The sequence below is a fragment of the Methanolobus vulcani genome (assembly GCF_006546655.1).
GTDB classification, from domain to species: domain Archaea; phylum Halobacteriota; class Methanosarcinia; order Methanosarcinales; family Methanosarcinaceae; genus Methanolobus; species Methanolobus vulcani_A.
The window spans coordinates 38,571-58,778 of sequence record NZ_VIAQ01000020.1 but is presented as its reverse complement, the minus strand read 5'-3'; the positions used below and the strand labels follow the sequence as shown (position 1 = coordinate 58,778).

20 protein-coding genes are annotated in these 20,208 nt (G+C 42.3%); 9 read left to right on the top strand and 11 right to left on the bottom strand.

The genetic code is table 11. The annotated features are described in order from the left end of the window. Positions 1-2: 2 nt before the first annotated feature. The 5 genes from cdhD to cdhA are packed head-to-tail and all read right to left on the bottom strand — an operon-like array spanning position 3 to position 6,483. Positions 3-1,328 carry a CO dehydrogenase/acetyl-CoA synthase subunit delta gene (gene cdhD, locus FKV42_RS13145; protein ID WP_154810755.1) on the bottom strand — a complete coding sequence of 442 codons (1,326 nt, stop codon included), beginning with the start codon at positions 1,326-1,328 and terminating at the stop codon, positions 3-5. A 26-nt stretch (positions 1,329-1,354) separates the two neighbouring features. Next, positions 1,355-2,107 (bottom strand): ATP-binding protein, encoded by a 753-nt coding sequence (locus tag FKV42_RS13140; RefSeq protein ID WP_154810754.1) that lies wholly within the window; start codon positions 2,105-2,107, stop codon positions 1,355-1,357. Between the two features lie 12 nt (positions 2,108-2,119). Further along, on the bottom strand, positions 2,120-3,529 hold the full coding sequence (gene cdhC, locus FKV42_RS13135) for a CO dehydrogenase/CO-methylating acetyl-CoA synthase complex subunit beta (RefSeq protein WP_154810753.1): 1,410 nt from the start codon (positions 3,527-3,529) through the stop codon (positions 2,120-2,122). A gap of 28 nt (positions 3,530-3,557) precedes the next feature. After that, positions 3,558-4,070 (bottom strand): CO dehydrogenase/acetyl-CoA synthase complex subunit epsilon, encoded by a 513-nt coding sequence (cdhB, locus tag FKV42_RS13130; protein WP_154810752.1) that lies wholly within the window; start codon positions 4,068-4,070, stop codon positions 3,558-3,560. Position 4,071: 1 nt separating this feature from the next. After that, positions 4,072-6,483: a CO dehydrogenase/acetyl-CoA synthase complex subunit alpha gene (gene cdhA / locus FKV42_RS13125; RefSeq protein WP_154810751.1), complete on the bottom strand. Its 2,412-nt coding sequence runs from the start codon at positions 6,481-6,483 to the stop codon at positions 4,072-4,074. A 380-nt stretch (positions 6,484-6,863) separates the two neighbouring features. On the opposite strand from cdhA, the gene FKV42_RS13120 reads away from it, so the two are divergent. From FKV42_RS13120 to FKV42_RS13110, 3 genes are all read left to right on the top strand, one after another. Then, positions 6,864-7,739, top strand: coding sequence for a rhomboid family intramembrane serine protease (locus FKV42_RS13120; RefSeq protein ID WP_394348073.1), 876 nt, complete (start codon positions 6,864-6,866; stop codon positions 7,737-7,739). Next, complete coding sequence (locus FKV42_RS13115) at positions 7,717-8,157, top strand: hypothetical protein (protein ID WP_154810749.1); 441 nt, start codon at positions 7,717-7,719, stop codon at positions 8,155-8,157. Before FKV42_RS13120 ends, FKV42_RS13115 begins: the two co-directional genes overlap by 23 nt. 225 nt (positions 8,158-8,382) lie before the next feature. Then, on the top strand, positions 8,383-8,952 hold the full coding sequence (locus tag FKV42_RS13110) for a TIGR00288 family NYN domain-containing protein (protein ID WP_154810748.1): 570 nt from the start codon (positions 8,383-8,385) through the stop codon (positions 8,950-8,952). 6 nt (positions 8,953-8,958) lie between these two features. On the opposite strand, the gene FKV42_RS13105 is transcribed toward FKV42_RS13110, so the two are convergent. The 6 genes from FKV42_RS13105 to FKV42_RS13080 all read right to left on the bottom strand — a co-directional run bounded on the left by FKV42_RS13105 (position 8,959) and on the right by FKV42_RS13080 (position 14,200). After that, the gene (locus FKV42_RS13105) at positions 8,959-10,131 is read right to left on the bottom strand and encodes a homocitrate synthase family protein (protein WP_154810747.1); all 1,173 of its coding nucleotides are present in this window, start codon (positions 10,129-10,131) and stop codon (positions 8,959-8,961) included. A 193-nt stretch (positions 10,132-10,324) separates the two neighbouring features. Next, entirely contained in the window at positions 10,325-11,158 is an 834-nt protein-coding gene (locus tag FKV42_RS13100) for an NAD(+)/NADH kinase (protein WP_154810746.1), read from the bottom strand. Continuing rightward, positions 11,145-11,972 carry a bifunctional fructose-bisphosphatase/inositol-phosphate phosphatase gene (locus FKV42_RS13095; protein WP_154810745.1) on the bottom strand — a complete coding sequence of 276 codons (828 nt, stop codon included), beginning with the start codon at positions 11,970-11,972 and terminating at the stop codon, positions 11,145-11,147. Before FKV42_RS13095 ends, FKV42_RS13100 begins: the two co-directional genes overlap by 14 nt. Positions 11,973-12,000: 28 nt before the next feature. Beyond that, on the bottom strand, positions 12,001-13,008 hold the full coding sequence (locus tag FKV42_RS13090; protein ID WP_154810744.1) for a type II glyceraldehyde-3-phosphate dehydrogenase: 1,008 nt from the start codon (positions 13,006-13,008) through the stop codon (positions 12,001-12,003). Between the two features lie 112 nt (positions 13,009-13,120). Next, positions 13,121-13,306 carry a CooT family nickel-binding protein gene (locus tag FKV42_RS13085; RefSeq protein WP_154810743.1) on the bottom strand — a complete coding sequence of 62 codons (186 nt, stop codon included), beginning with the start codon at positions 13,304-13,306 and terminating at the stop codon, positions 13,121-13,123. 12 nt (positions 13,307-13,318) lie between these two features. Beyond that, complete coding sequence (locus tag FKV42_RS13080) at positions 13,319-14,200, bottom strand: damage-control phosphatase ARMT1 family protein (protein ID WP_154810742.1); 882 nt, start codon at positions 14,198-14,200, stop codon at positions 13,319-13,321. 128 nt (positions 14,201-14,328) lie between these two features. On the opposite strand from FKV42_RS13080, the gene FKV42_RS13075 reads away from it, so the two are divergent. The 6 genes from FKV42_RS13075 (at position 14,329) to FKV42_RS13050 (ending at position 20,181) form a co-directional block, all read left to right on the top strand. Continuing rightward, positions 14,329-14,898 carry a VIT1/CCC1 transporter family protein gene (locus FKV42_RS13075; RefSeq protein WP_154810741.1) on the top strand — a complete coding sequence of 190 codons (570 nt, stop codon included), beginning with the start codon at positions 14,329-14,331 and terminating at the stop codon, positions 14,896-14,898. A 104-nt stretch (positions 14,899-15,002) separates the two neighbouring features. Next, a complete protein-coding gene (locus tag FKV42_RS13070) occupies positions 15,003-15,947 on the top strand; it encodes a calcium/sodium antiporter (RefSeq protein ID WP_154810910.1) in 945 nt (314 codons plus the stop codon). A gap of 161 nt (positions 15,948-16,108) precedes the next feature. After that, entirely contained in the window at positions 16,109-16,666 is a 558-nt protein-coding gene (locus FKV42_RS13065; RefSeq protein ID WP_154810740.1) for a CBS domain-containing protein, read from the top strand. Between the two features lie 32 nt (positions 16,667-16,698). Continuing rightward, the gene (locus FKV42_RS13060; RefSeq protein WP_154810739.1) at positions 16,699-17,415 is read left to right on the top strand and encodes a site-2 protease family protein; all 717 of its coding nucleotides are present in this window, start codon (positions 16,699-16,701) and stop codon (positions 17,413-17,415) included. 165 nt (positions 17,416-17,580) lie between these two features. Continuing rightward, on the top strand, positions 17,581-18,690 hold the full coding sequence (locus tag FKV42_RS13055) for a hypothetical protein (protein ID WP_154810738.1): 1,110 nt from the start codon (positions 17,581-17,583) through the stop codon (positions 18,688-18,690). Positions 18,691-19,029: 339 nt separating this feature from the next. Beyond that, the gene (locus FKV42_RS13050) at positions 19,030-20,181 is read left to right on the top strand and encodes a pyridoxal-phosphate-dependent aminotransferase family protein (RefSeq protein WP_154810737.1); all 1,152 of its coding nucleotides are present in this window, start codon (positions 19,030-19,032) and stop codon (positions 20,179-20,181) included. Positions 20,182-20,208 lie beyond the last annotated feature (27 nt).

Sequence of the window (20,208 nt, the reverse complement as noted above, 5' to 3'; positions counted from 1 at the left end):
TATCACACCTCCGCTCCTACCCAGTTGGTGATGTCTATCTCTTCGGACTCGATTGAACCGTAGAGTGTCTGTGTAATTTCCTTGAGCACCTGTACGGATGTCGGGTGCATCATCATGAACATATCGTTACCTGCAAGTGAGAGTGCAAGACCTGTGACGATCTCCCAGATCGGTCCACGGTATTCCCTTGGTCCCCAGTCAGAATCCTGATTAAGCGGGGATGAGACCATCCATGCCTCACGAGCACCCCATGCATTGGTGGTACCGGATGACATTGGGAATGTCAGTTCGTCGTCGCCCATAAGACCAGCAAGTCTTATACGCTCCATGTTGGTGTAAGCGTAGTCAAGACCGTAACCCAGTGCTGCTGTGGTTGGGTCCATTACAATTCTTTCCCTTGGAACGTTACACTGCTTCATAAGCTTCCTGTTAAGTTCTTTCTGAGCGTTGATCTCAAGCTGTGTCCAGGAAAGTACGTTGTGTCCGTAGTCCATTGCTGCCTTTGCAATTCTCTCGTAGTCAAGGTTCAGACTTGCGGATGCGAGAAGTACTCTCTCTCCTTCTGCAACTTCTGCTGCCTTCTCGAGAACTTCAGGGTCCTTCTCAGGATTACCTGAACCACCGATAACGATTGGTACGTCAACTGCCTGAAGTACATCCTCGACAACCTTTGCTGCTTCCTTTGCAGGTGTGTCGTTGATGAGCGGGTCAGTTGAGATTAGGTGAATTGTTACCATATCTGCGTTAAAGTCACGCACGACCTTCTTTGCCCATTCGGCAGGGTCGTTGATAACATCCTCGTAGTTGCCTTTTACTGCCTTTGCCATACCAATCGGCATGTCGAAAACGTCCATTGTGACGTAGTTCCTGTGTGGCATTTCGGCATCGAAGTAATATGGAAGTGCGTTCTCTCCACCAATGGTCACAGTGCTCTTCCTTGAGCCACCGTCACCTGATGTTGCACCAAGTGTTACTTCCTGGATAGGGTTCTTCCAGTTGTCTACCTTTGCAACCTCGAATTTGGAAGCAAGGAGTTCCTGTATCTTCGGAGAAGTTGGAAGTGCTTCTGGCTGTGGCATCTCGCCAAGTCCGAAAGCAGATGCGAACAACTGTTCAGCAGGGAATCCAAGCATCCTTCCGATGTTGGCCATGTGCAGGGATATCTGGGATATCTCATTTCCCAGAGCATAAGCGAGTGCAGGATTAAGACCTCCACCGCCTGTGATATTAAGCTCGATGTCACCTTCAATGGTCACACCTTCAAGTGACTCCACATCGAGGTCCTGCAAAATATCACTGAGCTGTGATAATTTCATTTTCTTTGTCATGTGCATTCCACCATATGATATATTTGTTACAAACCAAGTTTCTGAGCGATCTTCTCAACTTCCTGTACTGCAACGGAATCGTCAGGAAGATCAAATAAAGGTTCCCCTGCGAGATCTCTTTCCACTATCATCTCGTCAACGGGGATCATTCCTATTAGTTCAAGACCGAGTTCTTCAGCAGTACTGGAGATCCTCTCACGGTTTGCATCTGTGACCTTGTTTGCAATAACATAGATGTTGGAAACATCGGTTTCCAGCTCCCCCACAAGTTCCCTGATACGCTCAGCAGTCCGCAGACCCCTGCGTGAACCATCCGTAACAACTACAAGATCATCAACGTTCCGGAAGATCTTCCTGCTGAAATGTTCCAGACCGGCTTCAGCATCAATGATAAGAACATCATAATTGCTTACGAGCTTATTCATGATACCACGGAGCAGGTTGTTTACATAACAATAACATCCTGAACCTTCAGGCCTTCCCATGACCAGCAGGTCATAGCCCGGCATCTCTTCAAGGACCTCATAGAGTTTTCCCTCTAATATTGATTCCTTGTTGATGTCAGGAGGAAGATTGTCACGTTCTTCGTGCATGTATTCTTTTATGTCACCAATGGTCTTGCTGGGTTCACAACCCAGGGTTTCCGGGAGATTTGTATCTGGGTCCGCGTCAACGGCAAGGACGATCTTGTCACCCCTTGTAAGGTGGCGGATGAGAAGACTGGTTGTTGCCGTCTTCCCTGTTCCGCCTTTACCTGTCACTGCAATAATCTTAGCCACAGAAGACCTCTCTTAGTCCTGTTTCTTTATGATTACCTTGTCAATACTCACCTTTGCATTCTTAAGGATAATCTTTACACCACCGGAACCGCTGCCGCCCATCATTGGCATGGATGGCATGAAGTTGGTTGGCATCTGCATCTGTGGTGCAAAGCCTGCCTGTGGAGCTGTTTCGGTTGTTTCTTCCTCTTCCGGTGCTTCCTCTTCTTCCTCTACCCATCTCTCAAGAATTGGGTGTTCCTTGTCTTTGAGGAAAGTTCTGAGACTCTCAACATCTGCTGCTTCCTCTTCGGTTGCGATCTTGTCACGGATCTCTTCTGGAATGTCGTTAAGTACTTTGTCTTTGAGCATCTTTGGCATCCAGACAACTCTTTCCCAGCCACCATCAGATTCGATGAACTTTGGTGAACGGAAGTAATTGACACCAATTCCAAGGAAACCAACTACCTGCTTACCTCCACCGGTCTGTCCTGCCATGGTTGAGAACTGAAGTCCGTTTGGTGCTGTACCTGCGAAGTCCCTGTCTACCCATCCGATACCGTCTACTTCAGGGATGTAGAAACCTACAACTTCAAAACATCCACAGGATGTGTGTGGGTACTCGAAGAATGAGTGGAGCTTGATACGGTCATATTCACCGCTTGAAAGTCTCTTTGCTGCTTCATTGACACCGGTGTATTCCCCGGATACTGCGTCAATGACATCGCCCTTTGGGATTGCGAACTGAGGACCTTCAGGATCTACCTTTGCAGCTGCCCTACCGTCAAACCAGTTGATAGCACCACAAAGTGAAATCCTGTCCGGTGTAACAACACAAACGTTGGTTGGAGCGAATGATGCACAGAGGGTACATCCGTAGAATGTATCAACATCTTCATCGTGAAGATCACGGGTTCTTTCGTCCCTTCCCTTGTAGACCGCCCTTACATCATCGATCTGTTTGTCGATCTCAGCTTCATCTGTGATATAGATAGCCTCTACAGCCTCTATGAATGGAAGCTCGTTCTTAAAGAGCATCATGATAGCCTTTGCAACGGACTCGAATGAGGTCATACCCTTTGCAACAGCATCCTTGCTTACCCTCATCCAGACATCGTCTCTCTGGTTAAGGTGCATAAAGCCCTGTATGTAGTTCTGGAATTCGTGGTTCCTTCTTTCAACAATTGACTCAAGATCAGCTTCTACAAGTTCTCCTGCGATCTTGTAGATCATTGCAAGTGGGTATCTGGAACCTTCTTCCATGTCTGCAAGGTCAGGACCGATAAGTGTAAACTTATTGTCCTCAACTTCACTCATCTCTGCTGCCCTTACAAGTTCAAATCCTTTGGATTTCGGGCCGCCGAGTTCCACGTGCATACCATCTTTTCTAATCCTCTCTCCTTCAAACATAGGAGATATTTCAAAAGGGAATTCATCTGCCATGATTAGTTCTCCGTATTGTCACCATAAGTTAAATATTCTCAATTAATTCGTCAAGCGCTTCAAGGTGTACTTCTGGTTTCAGGTTACCAAAAGACAATGTAGCGTTCTGCATGAAATGTCTCTCAATTGCTATGGTTTTCAGATCTGTGAAATTCTTAATACCGGAAAGTACCTGATTAAGGTAATACTTTTTGTGACCGATAAAAATAATAGTGTCATAATGACCCTGTCCATCAAGACCTGTCCAGTTCTTGTCGCCAAGGAAATGTCCAAGTGAGTGTACATTGACATATTTTGCACCAATCTCCTTGTCAACAAGTGCGGTCATGGAATGTCCGGTAGCTGCTACCGGAACACCCTTCTTTGCTATAGCGACTGTCTTCTCCACAAGCATCTCATCATCAACGATAGCTGATCCTACAACTAGAAGAGGTCTTTTTGCCTTGCTGATCATTTTTCCTGCCACATTGGGGTTGACAGGTTTTGCCATCTTCCTACCCCATGTAGAATAGATCTGAGTGTTCTTGGTCGTGTCCACCATTTTAGCATCCCTCCTTGCAGAGTCTCTTGACATTGGTTGGCTGGGCTGAGACATCCAGTTTCATTGTCGGACCTGAAAGTATCTTCTTACGCTTCCAGTCGATCTCCCATCCGTGTTCTGCCTCAAGTATCTTGAGAAGCTGCTCACGCTTTGCAAGTGGAAGGTCTGTCTCTGTCCTTACGAACTTGTACCAGTCCTCTGGCATGTGGCCGAGGTACTTCTGGCTGAGTTCCATGTAGTGGGTCAGTTTGATCATTCTACCCATGTTGTTATCGGATGGACGGATACAGCTCTTTGCAAGCATTGGAAGCAACTCTTCAATTGTGTCCGCTGTTGTGAGCAGGAATTCCGGAGCTGCAGGTATTGGCATCTCTGAACCATCCCTAGCATCATATACCTTCCAGTCCTCTTCCTTGTAAGGCTTACCAATGAGTGCTCTTCTGTATTTGGAACCATGTGGTCCTACAACTACAGGGATACCAAGCCTGTTACATCCGGTTGCAATTGAGGATGCTTTCTGTGAATATGCTCCCCATGCAACACCTACTGCACCAATACGGTTGGTAATGTAGTCAGCAATCTCTTCGTAGTTACCTGATACCTGCCTCTGTGCGAATATTGCAGCTACTTTGATAGCTGTTCCTGTGATGTGTGCATTGGAAACACATGAACCTACGTTGATGAGGTTACCGGCAAGGAACTTTGCAGGATATTTCTCATAAAGTGTCTCCCCATCTTCATTCTTGTACATTCCAAGGTCCATTGCGGAACATCCTGACATCACAACGATGTAGTTTCTCTTGAGCATCTCATCTGCTACATCGTAAAGGTCCTTTGTACCATCAGGATAATTGGAACATCCAACCATTGCAACAATACCTGGTGTTGTACCAAGAACAAGGTTGACACCTTCCTCACGGATCTCAGGGTCACTTACCTGACCTCTTCCTGCACGCATAAGTCCCTTTTCTTCACGGATAAGCTTCTGGGAAGCTTTCTCGATCATATTAAGAATTGGGATATCCTTTGGACATGCCTGATCACATCTGCCACAGGCAATACATTTGTCATGAAGGTACTCGAACCTGGTGAAGTCCTTGTCTGCTCCTGCCTTCATAGCCTCCATTATCGGGAGGTTGTCCGGACAGTCCAGTTCACATGCGCCACACTGGACACACTTTGCAGAAAGTTCCTGAAGTTCTTCCTCACCTAGCAGAGCAGTTATGCCCATCTCATCCCTTATCTTGGACATCTTGAGAGCCAGTTCTACTGAAACTTCAGCAAGAAGATCGAAATCAAGAATCAATGCACCTTCTGCCTTTAGTGTTGAAAGATCTTCGATAATTTCAGCAGCACTGTCGTTTGTTCTGTTAGGAAGACCATACATGATCTTATCATTACAGGTTATGACAGGGATGGAGAGCTTACTTGCCTCGTCCAGTACGTCTGCCCTGACACACTGTTCATCAACTACTATTACATCAGGTACTCCAGACCTTATCATCTTGAGTTCCTTTGCCAGACTTCCAACGATCTTTGCATGTGGTTTACCACCCTGGTCCATCTGGTAACGTGTCATATCAATGGCAGTACAGCAAAGGCCGGCCAGTTCCATCTTATCTTCCAGACCATGCTCCTGTATGTAGTCTATCATATATGTTACACCGGCAACGTTGTGACCAATGACAAGAAGTACAGGTTTATCTGCATCGATACATCCCATACCGATCTCTGCAAGTGGAGCTTCTGGGTCTGATTTTGGCATACCCAGACAGGAGATCTGAGCAATATCAGAGACCTCCATACCTACATGGTCAAGCATTCCACCATGCATTACTTTTGACTCGAAGTCCATAGCAGCTCCTTCCTGTCCTGCATGGATGGTTGCAAGCAACTGTGTGAGCTGCTCCTCTACATAATCCATTACTTCTTCGAGATCTCCGAGGGTTTCCGGCTTAATACCTGTTACAGCCTGTGTGTTAGGAGCAAGCAGATTTGAAGGTCCTACATCAATAGGATGATCCCTGCCATGAACGTCTATCAGGTGATGCAATATATGACGTCCGTGTCCTGCGTGTGCAGCTGCACCGGTTATTACCCTGAGAAGGAATTCACGGGCCTGGTGAGCTTCCATGTTGATACCACAGGCACCTTCCTTGTTACCTCCAAGGTCACATGTACCAAAGGTACAGTAACAACACTGATCACATATGGGAGTATAGACCGGCTGGTAGCGGGAGAGTAGTTTATAGTCCCAATCTCTAAGAGTTGAGATTCCGGGTTTAGGAGTTGGACCTACTTCAACTCCTTCTTCAGTCGCTTTTTTCTCAACGGCACCTACGATCTTGCCGATTGTGATCTGAACGTTTTCCAGTTCATCGATGGAAAACTGTCCAGCTTCTAAGTCGCTCATGTTTGTTTAGTCCTCCTTTAAACATATTGAAGTGCTACGAAAAAACACTAGATTATTAATGATTATTACAAATCTGCCAAATAATTTCATTTATGAAACTGTAGTATGGGATGTTCTAATAACACCATCCCCTATAAAAAAGTTTCCAGAATCTATCATGATTATTTGTGATTATTTGTCCAATGTTTCACATCAGGAGTCTGGTCAAAAAGGTATATACGCACATATGAGTAATAAGTGACAACAATATACGATTTTAACATATAAGTGTTCCGATATCTGTCACGATTAGCCTGGACATATAATGTCGTATCATCGTTTATTTTTCGGAAATGGTTTTATTTAATGCCGTTCTACCATAGAGAAGCGTTTAAATCACGGTGAATCATTTGGACAAAAAATGCTGGATATGTGGCAAAGAAGAGGCAATTCCTTTTAAATGTCGTTTTTGTGGTAAAACATTTTGTTCCAGACATAGATTACCGGAGCAGCATGCATGCGAAGGCCTGGAACAGTTAAAAAATGATGGATATAGTAGTGGAAGTTCCGGCTATGGAACAAATGGTACTGATGACATATTCAAAGACGCTTTAAAGAGCACTGCAAAGCATGCAGCAAAAAGCGCAGTGAAAGGTTTTGGAAGTAACATAAAGTATTCCATGAAAAACAGCCCGGCAATGGCTATTATTTATCTATGCATTTTTTCATTCATGCTCCAGATAATCCCGGGATATAAAGAAGCAATGTGGTTAATTCCAAACCTGCTATTTCAAGGAGAACATCTTTGGACTTTAGTAACCCATATGTTTGTTCATTCAGGTTTCACCCACTTGTTTTTCAACATGCTTGTGCTATTCTTCTTCGGACCTGAACTTGAAAAGAGAGCCGGCAAAAAGATATTCACTTATGTTTATTTCACCGCCGGTTTGGTAGCTGCCATAGCATATTCTATAACATCATTCTCAAGCAATACACAATATATCCCTATTGTGGGAGCAAGCGGTGCAATAATGGGAATATTTGCAGCCCTTGCATTAATAGCACCTGATATAAGAGTTTATGTTTACTTCATTCCAATGCAGATAACGCATGCATTGGTATTATTTGTACTTCTGGACTTCCTCCTGCTAGGATCAAATGACATGATAGCCCACACAGCACATCTTAGTGGAGTTCTTGTAGGACTTCTTATGGGAAGCAGGATAAAAAGAGCACAGATACGCTATAACTACAATGATTACTACAGAAGAAGGTGATCTGTTGGCTGCAGCCTCACATCTCGCCAGACTTTTCCCAAGGCCGGAAGAAGGCGAGACAATACCCGTTCAGTTCATTGACATACAGGAAAAACTGGCTGGTTGGTCGCCTGAACTTAAAAGGTCTGTCTATGTAGATGATTTTAAAGATACAGATGGCCTGAAGCGAGTAAGGGAAGTACACCTGCTTAGAGTTTACAATTGGATTTTAGATGGTGAAAGTCTTATTGAACTTTCAGACATGGAAAAAGCCCAGTTTGAAGAAGTAATGGATACTTTTATAAAAGATGGCGGCGAAATCCTTTTTACAAGAAAAAGAATTGGTGGGAGGTTTGTAAACTACTTCATCCTTGGTGATGAAAACAGGTCACGATCATGTATTAAAAAGCATTATCTGGCAGAGATTTTGGATTATTGAACTGTCTGATAATGTGCAATAAAATTGATAACACATTACTAAAACCACATTTATAGTGTCATGACAAGTTCATATCAGTAATAATTATATTCTATTAGATGTTATCCTCAATAATAACAGTTATAATATTTATCAATATCAGCCAAGTATATTATCAAAATTATCGGAAAAGAAACTTTTGATAACGACAATTATTCATAATTATCCATACCATAGTGAGGCATCATGGCCAACGTTAAAACAGGACTTAATTCAATAGTCAAATACCTTAGTACAAAAAAAGAGACAGGAAGACGAAGTATTGGCCTTCTTGTTGACGGTCCGAACGTTCTTAGAAAAGAGTTCAATGTAAATCTGGAAGAGATTCGGGACGTACTAAAAGAATACGGCAATGTCAAGATTGGGAGAGTATTCCTGAACCAGTACGCATCTGATAAACTTGTGGAAGCCATTGAGAACAACGGATTCGAACCAATCATATGTTCGAGTGATGTAGATGTCAGGCTTGCCGTAGAAGGTATGGAACTTGTCTACAATCCAACTATCGATACAATAGCACTGGTTACAAGAGATGCGGACTTCAAGCCGCTTCTGAACAAAGCCAATGAACATGGAAAGGAAACAATCATCTTTGGTGTTGAACCCGGTTTTTCCACTGCCCTTAGAAATTCAGCAGATTATGTCATCTTACTGGAAAATGATGAAATGAACTATTACGATGATTCAGATTTCAAGGAGGAAGATAATGGCGGCCTGAACACTCATCGGAAAAAAGAAGCGTTAATTGATTATTAATGCTCTTTACTGACTTTTAGTTTCTTTGATCATTGTTTCCAGCCTGGAAGGAGAAATTCCATGCTTGGTTTCAGTACAGTTCTTAATCCTGTCAAGAAGTGCGACGAGTTCCTCGTTGGAAAGCTTATGACCCATCTCTTCTACAATACCTTTCAGAGCTTTCTTACCTGTGTGTTTGCCTACGATAAGATGGCGTTTTCCACCTACCATTTCAGGACTGAACAACTCATAGGTACGTGGTTCCTCAAGAATAGCACAAACATGAATACCTGATTCATGTGAAAATGCATGCTCACCAACAATTGCCTTGGTAACTGAAGGTTTAATACCGGAATACTCATTTACCATATGTGACAGGTCAGTCAGTTTTGTAGTATCATACCTGTCAATTCCATAGTGTACCATGAGTGCAACAAGCACTTCTTCAAGTGAGGCATTACCGGCACGCTCACCGATTGAATTAACAGTTGTATGGAGCTGCTTGGCACCTGCCTCTGCTGCAGCAAGTGTGTTTGCAGTTGCCATTCCAAGATCATTATGACAATGGATACAGAGAGGAGTGTTTACCGTCTTCTTGATCTCGCTTACAAGATAATATGTGCTGCTTGGATTCAATATACCGATTGTATCTGCAATGCTCACATAATCAACCTTGTATTCTTCAGCGGCTATGAATGCCTTTTTAAGAACTTCAATATCGGTTCTGCTGCCATCCTCTGCTGCAAATCTCACACCAACACCGTGGTCTTTTGCATACTGGACAGCCTCCATTGCAGCGGAGAACATTTCCTCACAGCTTTTGTGATATTTATATTTCAGATGCAGATCTGACATTGCAATAAATATACTGACAAAATCAACATCACAGTCAACAGCAACTTCAACATCACTTACCTTTGACCTGGAAAGGCAGCAGGTTCTGGAATTAAGTCCCATATTAGCTATTTCTTTTACAACATCTTTTTCAGATGCAGAAACCACAGGAAAACCTGATTCAATAATATCAACACCAACTGAGTCAAGCTTTGTAGCAAGGGCAATCTTTTCCTCCCTTGTAAAGACCACTCCCGGCGTTTGCTCACCGTCCCTGAGTGTCACATCACAGATCTCAATATCAAGAGGTGGTAAATTCAAATAATCCATAAGCTTGTTTCTTGAGTAATCTTTATTTTCTGACATGCTTTTGACTCCTTTGGTTGCTGGTCAATTTCCAGTTCCATTATATAACTGTTAGGTTTTTTAAGATAATTTACGGTGTTTCAACAAATGTTCAAGAGCAATGTTTATTAGGAATCTGGAAGGCAGTTTTATGCTGATTTTCTGATTTTCTATCTTCAAAGAGAGTAACATTAAAGGTTGCGCAACGAGAACTTCATGAAAGTTTGCTCTGCACCTTTTCATAGAACCCGTTAATAGAGCTGCTCACAAACCTTGCCGGATTCTCAGCCCTTGTTACAGTAACAACATCATTTTCCACCATGTTATAGGTGTGCTGACCATCTATCACAAGTGCTGCTTCCTTTTCAGGGATTGTCATCTCAACCTTAATACTACTGTGGCCAGGTACGATCCATGGTCTTGCCGAAAGCTTGAAAGGAGCTATCGGCACAATGATCGATGCATCTACACGCGGGTCCACAATTGGGCCTCCCGCACTCATAGCATATGCCGTTGAACCTGTAGGTGTTGCAACTACAATACCGTCCGCCCTCATATCCTCTATTTCCGAATCATCAACTGAAATCCTGAAGGTGAGAATCTTTGCCGGTCTTGCGGTGATAAGAACAATCTCATTAGTTGCATCCTGCAATCTTTTACCATTCAAATGAACACTGAGGCGTGAGCGTTCCGTGTAACTAAAACCTTTAAGAACATCAGCAATGTCCTTTATGGCATCCTCAGGAGGAACATCCACAAGAAAACCAAGTGTACCCAGATTTATTCCCAGTACAGGCAGAGGATCTTTCATCTTAGAAATATTACGAAGCACTGTACCGTCCCCACCGATTGAAATAATGAGTTGTACACCTTTATCCTTCATCTGCTCAACCGGAAGACAATTCTCTGTAATACCTAGATGTTGCCCGGTCTTTGGTGAAAAGAAAATCTTCACTTTTGAATTGAATTCATCATAGATCTTCCTGGCCATATCAAGAGCAGCCTGCTGATCAAATCTTGATACAATACCAATTTTACTTACTTTCATCTGTTATCCCTGTTGAAAGCTTTAAGATACTCTCATGTGCAAGTCCGTTGGATGCTATCACGCAAACCCTGCTTAATAATTGGTTTTCTAACTTTAAAGAGTCACCGTCTCCATCTGTAACAATTCCACCGGCTTCTTCAATAATGAGCTTGCCAGCTGCAATATCAGTCATACGCATGGTGCCCCTGACATCTGTAAATGCATCAATTTTCCCTGCTGCAACATAGCACAGCTCAAGTGCCACACTACCAAGGGATTTTATCCTCCTTACATTTTCAGAAAGACTTGATGCAGCCGTAATGTTTTGCCTGTAACCATAAACACTGACGCAGAACTTACGAATATCCGAATTATCGGAGGTTTTCAGTTTTGCTCCATTAAAATAAGCCCCTTTACCATGTTCTGCATAAAATGTATCCCCGTTGGCAAGGTTCCGGACGTATCCGAATATTATATCGTTGAGATCAACTGAGGTTATAGCAAGTGACACACCATAAAATGGAATCCCCTGTACAGCGTTATAAGTTCCATCTATAGGATCTATTATAATTGTCAGATCAGGAATTGCAGGAGAATTACCTATAATCTTTTCTCCAGCTTCTTCACTGATAATTCTGAAAGGACTGTCTTCCTTTCCAAGAATTTCAAAAATAGCTTTTTCCGCAATGTCATCAATGAGTTTCGTAGGTGTGCCGTCAGCACCTGTGTAAAGGACTTTGCCGGCCTCGTGTGTGCCGACAATATCCTTAATGGACACATGCACTGCTTCTGCTATCCTTTCACTCAGTTCCAGAAATTCATTGTTAACGTGCATGTAAACTTCTAAGCTTAATTGGACTGAATTAAAGTCCCATTGCCTTGTTGGTCTTTGCTATGGACTTTGCACCGTCCGTCTCAATCTCTGTCATTGCACGGATTGCATCGACATTCTCAGGAATTACATCAGATTCCTGATGGATTGCCTGAAAGAAGTAGAGTTCTCCTTCATACATTGTAACGGAATCTTCCCATACGCAGTTCTCCCACATATCGCCTCTTGGACGTCCAAGGTCTTTTCCAAGCTCCATGACCTCAGCGGTGGAGCCGATGCCCTGACCGATCATCCTGACACGTGGCTGCTTTGCAAGCAATGCCTTTACATCTTCGGTGCTGCAGTCCTTTTCCATCTCGATGTTCAGGGTGTGCAGGTGCATAAGTGTTGTTGGCAGCTTCACAGCAGTTGATGCGATGTTGATGTGTGGAATTACGGACTTTACATCAGGACCGTGGTGTGATGGAAGTGTTATCGGATTTGGAACGATAGCATTGATAGGACCATGCTTTACATCATTTGGATCTGCAGACCTTCTCATGAGTGTTACTCTTACCTTCTTTACGCCATATTCCTGGTCTAGAGGATAGATTACCCTGCACAGACCTGTTGTGTTACAGGATACGACTCTCAAAAAGTCCCTGCCGAGTGCTTCTTCATAATTTGCTTCTGCATTGAATGAGCAGCCTGCAAGCTCGTGCTTCTCGCCACCCTGCCACATTGCTTTTACACCGGCCTTCTCGTAAAGTGCCTTGTTCTTTTCACCGATTCCACCAGGGGTACAGTCAACAACGACATCTGCCTCTGCGATCATATCATCGATTGAACCTGCTGCAGGAATTCCTGCTTTCTTCATGTCATCTACTCTGTCAGCTAAGGTGTAAACATTGTAACCCTTGTCGTGTGCAACAAAAGCCTCGTAATTTGGTCTTGTCTTTGCAATACCTATAATTTCCATGTCATCCTGCATGGTAACAGCATCAGCAACACGTTTACCAATTGTACCATACCCATTTATTGCAACTTTTACTTTTGACATATTCAGTTCCTACCTATCTTTTCGTCCTTAATTTTAATATTAGTAACTCAATAATTGTGAATGAAATCTAAAATCCAGTTAAATATCATAATGCGTTTTATGTCTAATAAAATCATTTGTAAAGTATAGCTACACCTGTTCCAAAGTTGATCTCTTTTACAGACCCTTTTACAGTCTCACTCTCTCCAAATATTCCATAGGCTGTAACTGAATCACCGTCAACGACAAGTCTTGTTACAGATTCCATTACTGTCTCATGACTATCTCCATCAACAAGGATAACCTTTAGCTCACACATATTTTCTCCTCCTTAACTGTTCTCAAGTAAACGGGCTACTGAACAGCCCAGTGGAGCCCCGATATCTTCTCCCACGGGGTCACACTTCACCTTTAGTAAATATGCGATTGGCCTATAATTCTCTTCTGACATGGTCTCATAGTTTGCCATACCCTTGCTGATAATAAGTGAAGCATTATCAAGGGCATCCTTAAGCTCCGCTGGAGCTTCCTGCAAGCGAACACCTATGGCATTGGACCCGGTTGTCAGAACACGGTCTACTTTGTCAGCAATTCCGAACTCTTCGATCTCTTCCATGGTCACATCGTTAAGTATTGGTGCACCCCTTACAACTAGAGTGATGTTACCACCCATCTTTTTGATGATCTCAAAAACAAGAGTGTCAATAAGGATCTCACCGCAGTTGTCTGCAAGATAGACAACATTATTGAGTTTGTCCAGCATTTTGTCGGTGTCATCTATGTCCAGGCCACGCTTGAAGTGTTCCTTAAATGTTTCATCGAAAACATCGATAGGGACTTCAAGACCCATTACACCGTAATCAAAATAGTTACCTATAACTGCCGCAAGCACTGCACGCTTAAATGTAGCAACATCGTCCTCATCACCATTGAAAACGTGTGAACGAATCACTGGCATGAAACGGGATGCAGTTTTGCTGCTGAGTTCTTTCATACTTTTATAAGGGTCATTGTCGTCCAAGATCTCGTAGGCTTTTCTATGCATGGATGTGGACAGTTCTGCCGCGGGCATTCCGGGTTCATAGAGAGAATTAAGTACATCTATTCCGCCGAGAATTGCTTTTTCTATCAGCTCTTTGTTATCAGTTGACAGTTCTGCTTCTTGGTGAACCCGGGAAAGCAGGCAATATGAACATCTTGGGTGAAGTTTCATCGGATCATTCCTGTGTGAGTTGTCTGACGTGTATTTTTATCATCTGCTATAAGCTTAACCTTGTTTAATATCCGAAAAAGAAAAAAAGCTTTGTGTGCATTATAATCAGATCAGGATTTAAGATAATTATGAATTACAAAAGTATTCCTAAATTTAGATTTAAATTTAAACGCTTAAAACTAAAAGCCGAACACGGACGATATATCATACTTGGCAGCATCGATGGCATACTGGCCATTCTCGGAGTTGTCATTGGTACATCACATGTGGCAGAAGACCCTGCAATAGTAATCAATGCTGCACTTGGAGGAGCGGTCGCCCTGGCACTTACAAACGGAGTAGGATCGTATCTTGCTGAAAGTGCCGTTGAGTTCGGTAAACTTGCAGAACTTGAAAAACCACTGCTTAGAAGCCTTAACAGAACAAAGATAGAAGAAGAGACTAAAAAGAAGATATGGAGTGATTCCATATTCCACGGCGGATCAAGTTTCTGTGGCTCCTTGGTTCCCATACTTCCTTTCTTGCTTCTGGATGAATACTCACTTGAAGTAGCAGTTGTACTGAGTATAGCAGTCCTCTCAATACTTGGAGTGTATTCAGGCAAGCTTGCAAAGCAGAGCATGATCAAACATTCAGTGCGTATGGTGGGATTGGGAATAATGATCGTAACAGCAGTCACTGTGCTTGGACTGGAGTAAACATAAAACAGAAGCAATCAATGGTGATATCCACTATCGACCCTTTCTATTCTTTTTTCTTTTTCACTCATGTTTAAATCACATGGAATTATATAATGACCCTCATGCTTGTAACGGTTGCATTATTGCTTGTAAGCCTTGTGATGATCACAAAAGGAGCAGACTGGTTCGTGGAAGCTGCTGTGAGCATCTCCGAAAAAAGCGGGATTCCTAAAATAATAATAGGAGCTACCATTGTCAGCTTTGCCACCACTGCACCGGAATTTACTGTTTCTGCCATGGCAGCCTATCTTGACCATGTTGAAATGACAGTTGGAAATGCAGTCGGTTCTGCAATATGCAACATCGGACTTGTACTAGGCACTGTAATTGTAATCAAAGCAATACCTGTAGAGCTTCATGGTTTTACACGCAAGGCTGGGTTCATGCTTGGTTCTGCCTTGCTTCTGTTAGCCGTTTCATACGATGGAGTGGTAAGCTCGTTTGATGGAATACTGCTATTACTTGTGTTCCTGGGATTCATGTATTATAACTTCCGTCTTCAACGTGCGGTTTTTGATGGTAAGGATGAACTCAGGGAAAAAGTCCCGATCAGCCAATTGAAAAAAGATATCCTTCTTTTCATAACAGGAGCATTACTTGTAGTAATTGGCAGCCGCATCCTTGTTGATGCAGGAATAACCATTGCAGAGTGGCTTGGTATTCCTGAAATGATAATAGCCCTCACACTGGTTGCACTTGGAACATCCCTGCCGGAACTGATTACTGCAGTTTCAGCCACCTTGAAAGGACATCAGGACATATCCATAGGAAACATACTTGGTGCCAATACAATGGATATTGCACTTATTCTTGGAGCGTCCTCACAGATAAGACCTCTTACAATACTTACACAATCACTTGAATATGATTTTCCCATCATGATCGTATTGATGCTTATTCTGATTATCTTCGGAATTACAGGGAGGAAACTGGAAAAGTGGGAAGGAGGAGTGATTCTTGGAGTCTACATCGGATATGTGGTTGGTCTTTTCACGCTTTTCAATTGATGGTTATGAACAGACAATATGAATAATGTTTGTAATTCTTTCATTTTTTTAGCACATGGTGTTCCATAGTTTTCAAATTATTACTGTCCCCCATGCTTTTTGCTGAAATTGATTACTCTTATAATTGATTTTAAATAGGATAATTACCATGAGTAATAACTATGCAATTACCATCTCCAGAGGAACTGAAGCAGAAAAGGATCGATCTCGGCCTGACACAGAGTGATCTTGCAAAACGTGCAGGTGTGAGCCAGCCACTTATTGCAAGAATAGAAGCGGGTGATGTCGATCCAAGATTATCAACGCTCAGGAAAATAATTGATGTTTTTAATGATATCGAAAAAGAGGATATTTTCCTAAAAGACATTATGAACAGAGACCTTATTTCTGTCGATCCTGATGATAGCATAGATAAAGCTGCCAGTATCATGGAGAAATACAACATATCACAGATACCGGTGATACAGAACGGAATTTCAGTTGGCAGTATATCAGAAAACATGATCGTCAGATCCATGTCTAACAAAAAAGCTTCCGAAGTTTCACATATGAAGATCGGGGACATAATGGGAGATTCATTCCCAACACTCTCACCGGGCACAGATATCAAGACCGCATCCTACATGCTTGAAAAACATCCTGCTGTTCTTGTACTGGAAAAAGGACATGTTGCAGGTGTTGTTACCAAACACGACATCCTGAAATTGCTGAGTGAATGATTTTGCTTAAGGACAGATTGCAGGAGAAATAAATGAATAAAGCTTACAGGATAGGGAAAATTATTGGTATACCCATCAAGATCGATATTTCGTTCCTTATTGTATTGCCTTTATTTGCATGGATCTTTTCTTCACAGACGGAGCCCTTTGGATTCGCAGGTATTCAATCTGAAATAATAAAATATACCCTTTCACTACTGACTGCAATCTTGCTCTTTGCATCTGTACTGGTACATGAGCTTGCACACTCATATTTTACCCTGAGATTCGGAGGAAGTATTAAGGAGATAAGACTTCATCTGCTTGGAGGAGTCGCAGCTATGAAAAAAGAAGTACATGAGCCATTAAAGGTAATAACAATCGTAGCTGCCGGACCGGTTTCAAGCATAATTATGGGTGTATTGCTTCTTTTTTTAAGTTTTAAATTAAATCCTGTATCCATTATAGATGGAAATTCTTTGTTTCTGGTCTTTTTCATCCTCGGATATGTTAATATCTTCTTGGGAATTTTCAACCTGATTCCGGCATTTCCTATGGACGGAGGACGTATACTTCGTGCTTTTCTGTCCACACGTATGGATTATGTAAAAGCAACTGAAAAAGCAGTTCTAATCGGAAAGATATTTGCAGTGCTTATGGCCATTTTAGGCCTGTTCACTGATATCTGGTTACTCCTGATTGCATTATACATATATGGCAATGCAAACAGAGAAGAACAGATGGTTAAGATGAGATATACCAGATATTAGTGATATCGCAAAAGAATTTTTTTGCCCATATCACACCGGTACTAATAGATATAGGGATTGGATAGTACCTTCTAACTAATCATAGTAAGTTTAAATATAAAGAAAGTAAATATTGGGTGAAGCTAACTGTAACAAAATAAATAGACACATAGGCTGGATGGAAAAATGAAATTAAAAATAGTAGCATTAGTAGCAATGCTTTTGGTGGGCATTGTGGCGCTTTCAGGATGTACAGATATAAGTGACTCCTACAAACCCGGAAGCTTCGGAGCAACCGAGGAAGAACAACAGATTGTAGATGCGGTTACCGAAAAATATGGTGATATGACAGCCAGTGGTGAACCAAGACTCCTTGAAGTGATGATGACATCATCAACTGTAAACTTCATACCAGTTGATAAAGTACTCAAATATTCAAAAGATTCTGATGAATTATATGCATGGTTCATCTACGACAATTACAATTACGACACAATAAGTATTGAATGGATATACCTTGATACAGATTACTCTATCTACACATTCGAATCTGAAACAGGAGAAGACTTTGGACGTGGAACTTTCATTCTGGAACAACCAGATGATGGCTGGCCACTTGGAAACTACAGAGTAATAATAAGCGGTGCAGGCGTTGAAGAATCTGTTGACTTTGAAATCATAGACGGAGCAACCGTTTCAGAACCATTTGACCTGCTGGACGGTGCAACTGTCGACAGCCATAAAGCAGATTTCGGAAACATAGAAAACGATGATAGCTCATCAGATGTGACACCTGGATGGTACCTCGTTGAAGTTGAAGACTATGATGAGATAGAAAGCAGTCATGACTATTACACATACGATGTGGACTATGAAAGAGGTAATGTCTGGACCAGTGATATCGGAGACAATGGTGAAACTATGCAGGTAAGAACAATCTCTGATGAACCTAAACAGTTCTATTCTGCCGGAGAAGAAATAGCCATCAATGTGAGAAAAGAAGCTGATATGATAGCACCCGGAGATCTCTATCTTGGTGATAGAAGTTCCATTAGCATAGACATGGGAGATGTCGGTGTGGGTGGGGCAACTTCAAGCCATTATTACCTAACGAATGAAATATATGGAACATACATTGACATGGGAAGAGACGATGCAACCGGTAGTGTCAAAGAAGCTACATTCAAAGCAAATGTACCGGGAGAAAATGCATTTGGTGGTTCATTCAGGATACTTTACCAATATGGCAATGGTGTATTCTACAATACAAACTACATATATGAATGGAGAGAGTGATTCTCTGCCATTCTCTTTTTTCTTTGGACTTACATAAACCATTTTCAATATTTGTCTTGAAGATTCCTTTTTCAAAATTCAAGAAATAATTTATTCCTGTTTTCTATTTCCCGCAAAGCGAATGTTTCTTATAAATTCAAAGATTCTATGATGTTATTTGCCACATGGAATTGACTGAAATACAGCACATCCATTGAGACTCCTCAATAAAAATAGGAGTCATAATAGGTTTATATAATAGGGTTGCATATCAGGCAAAAGTTGCCACATGGACAACATACCAGAAGGCAAACACAAAATTCAGATTTCAATTACATTAACCATTATCAGGAGATTAATATGGATCTTGAAGATACACTTCTTATGATGCCAGGACCGGTTCCGGTCGCACCTCGCGTTCTCAGGGCAATGTCAAAGCCTATGATCAATCACAGGGGAGCAGAGTTCTCAGCAATGTTCGATGATTGTCGCGAAATCCTTGCTGACATTTTCCAGACAAAAAATGATATTATGATTTTAAGCGGATCAGGCACCGCTGCAATGGAAGCTGCTGTGGGATGTACAGTAGGCAAAGATGATGTTGTAGTTGCCCTTGAAAATGGGAAATTCGGTGAAAGGTTCAAGGATATTGCTGCAAGATACGGAAAAGTGAATGCTCTTGAAAACGAATGGGGACACTCCTTTAACCTTGAAGAAGTTGAAAAGAAACTTGAAGAAGGCGCAAAGGCAATCACTCTTATCCATAATGAAACATCTGCAGGTATTCAGAATCCTGCAGAAGAAATTGGAAAACTTGCAAAGAAATACGATGCACTCTTTATCATGGATGGTGTCACAACCCTTGGCGGAGACACCGTTAAAGTAGATGAGTGGGGCGTTGACATTGCTGTGGTAGGTTCCCAGAAATGTATTGCTGCACCACCTGGGCTTTCCATGATCTCAGTAAGCGAAAAAGCATTTGAGGCAATGAATGAAAAGGATGCACTTCCATACTACCTTGACCTCAAGGCACACAAAAAGAGCGCTGACAAGTCACAGACACCATACACTCCGGGAGTTCCTTTATTCTTTGGTCTTCAGGAAGCACTCCACATCGTAAAGGAAGAAGGTATGGCAGCAAGGATAAAACGCCATGCAACCGGTGCAAAGGCAATCCGTGCAGCAGCAGATGCAATGGGAATTGAAATGTTCCCACAGCTTAACGATGAATACAGCCACTATTCCAACACAGTTACAGCCATGAAGGCTCCAGAGGGAGTTTCAGGCAATGATATCAAGAAGGACATGATCGCAAGGGGAATCATCATTGCAGGCGGACAGTCACACCTTAGCGGAAAGATCTTCAGGATCGGAAGCATGGGTAACGTTCAGCCAAAGGATATCATGCTGACAATACAGGAGCTTGAAGTTGTCCTTAAGAAGAGAGGAGTCGTATCCGAACTCGGAGCCGGAGTAGATGCTGCCAGCGAAGTGCTGGACACACTCCTTTAAACATCCTGAGATTAGATAAAAAAAGGT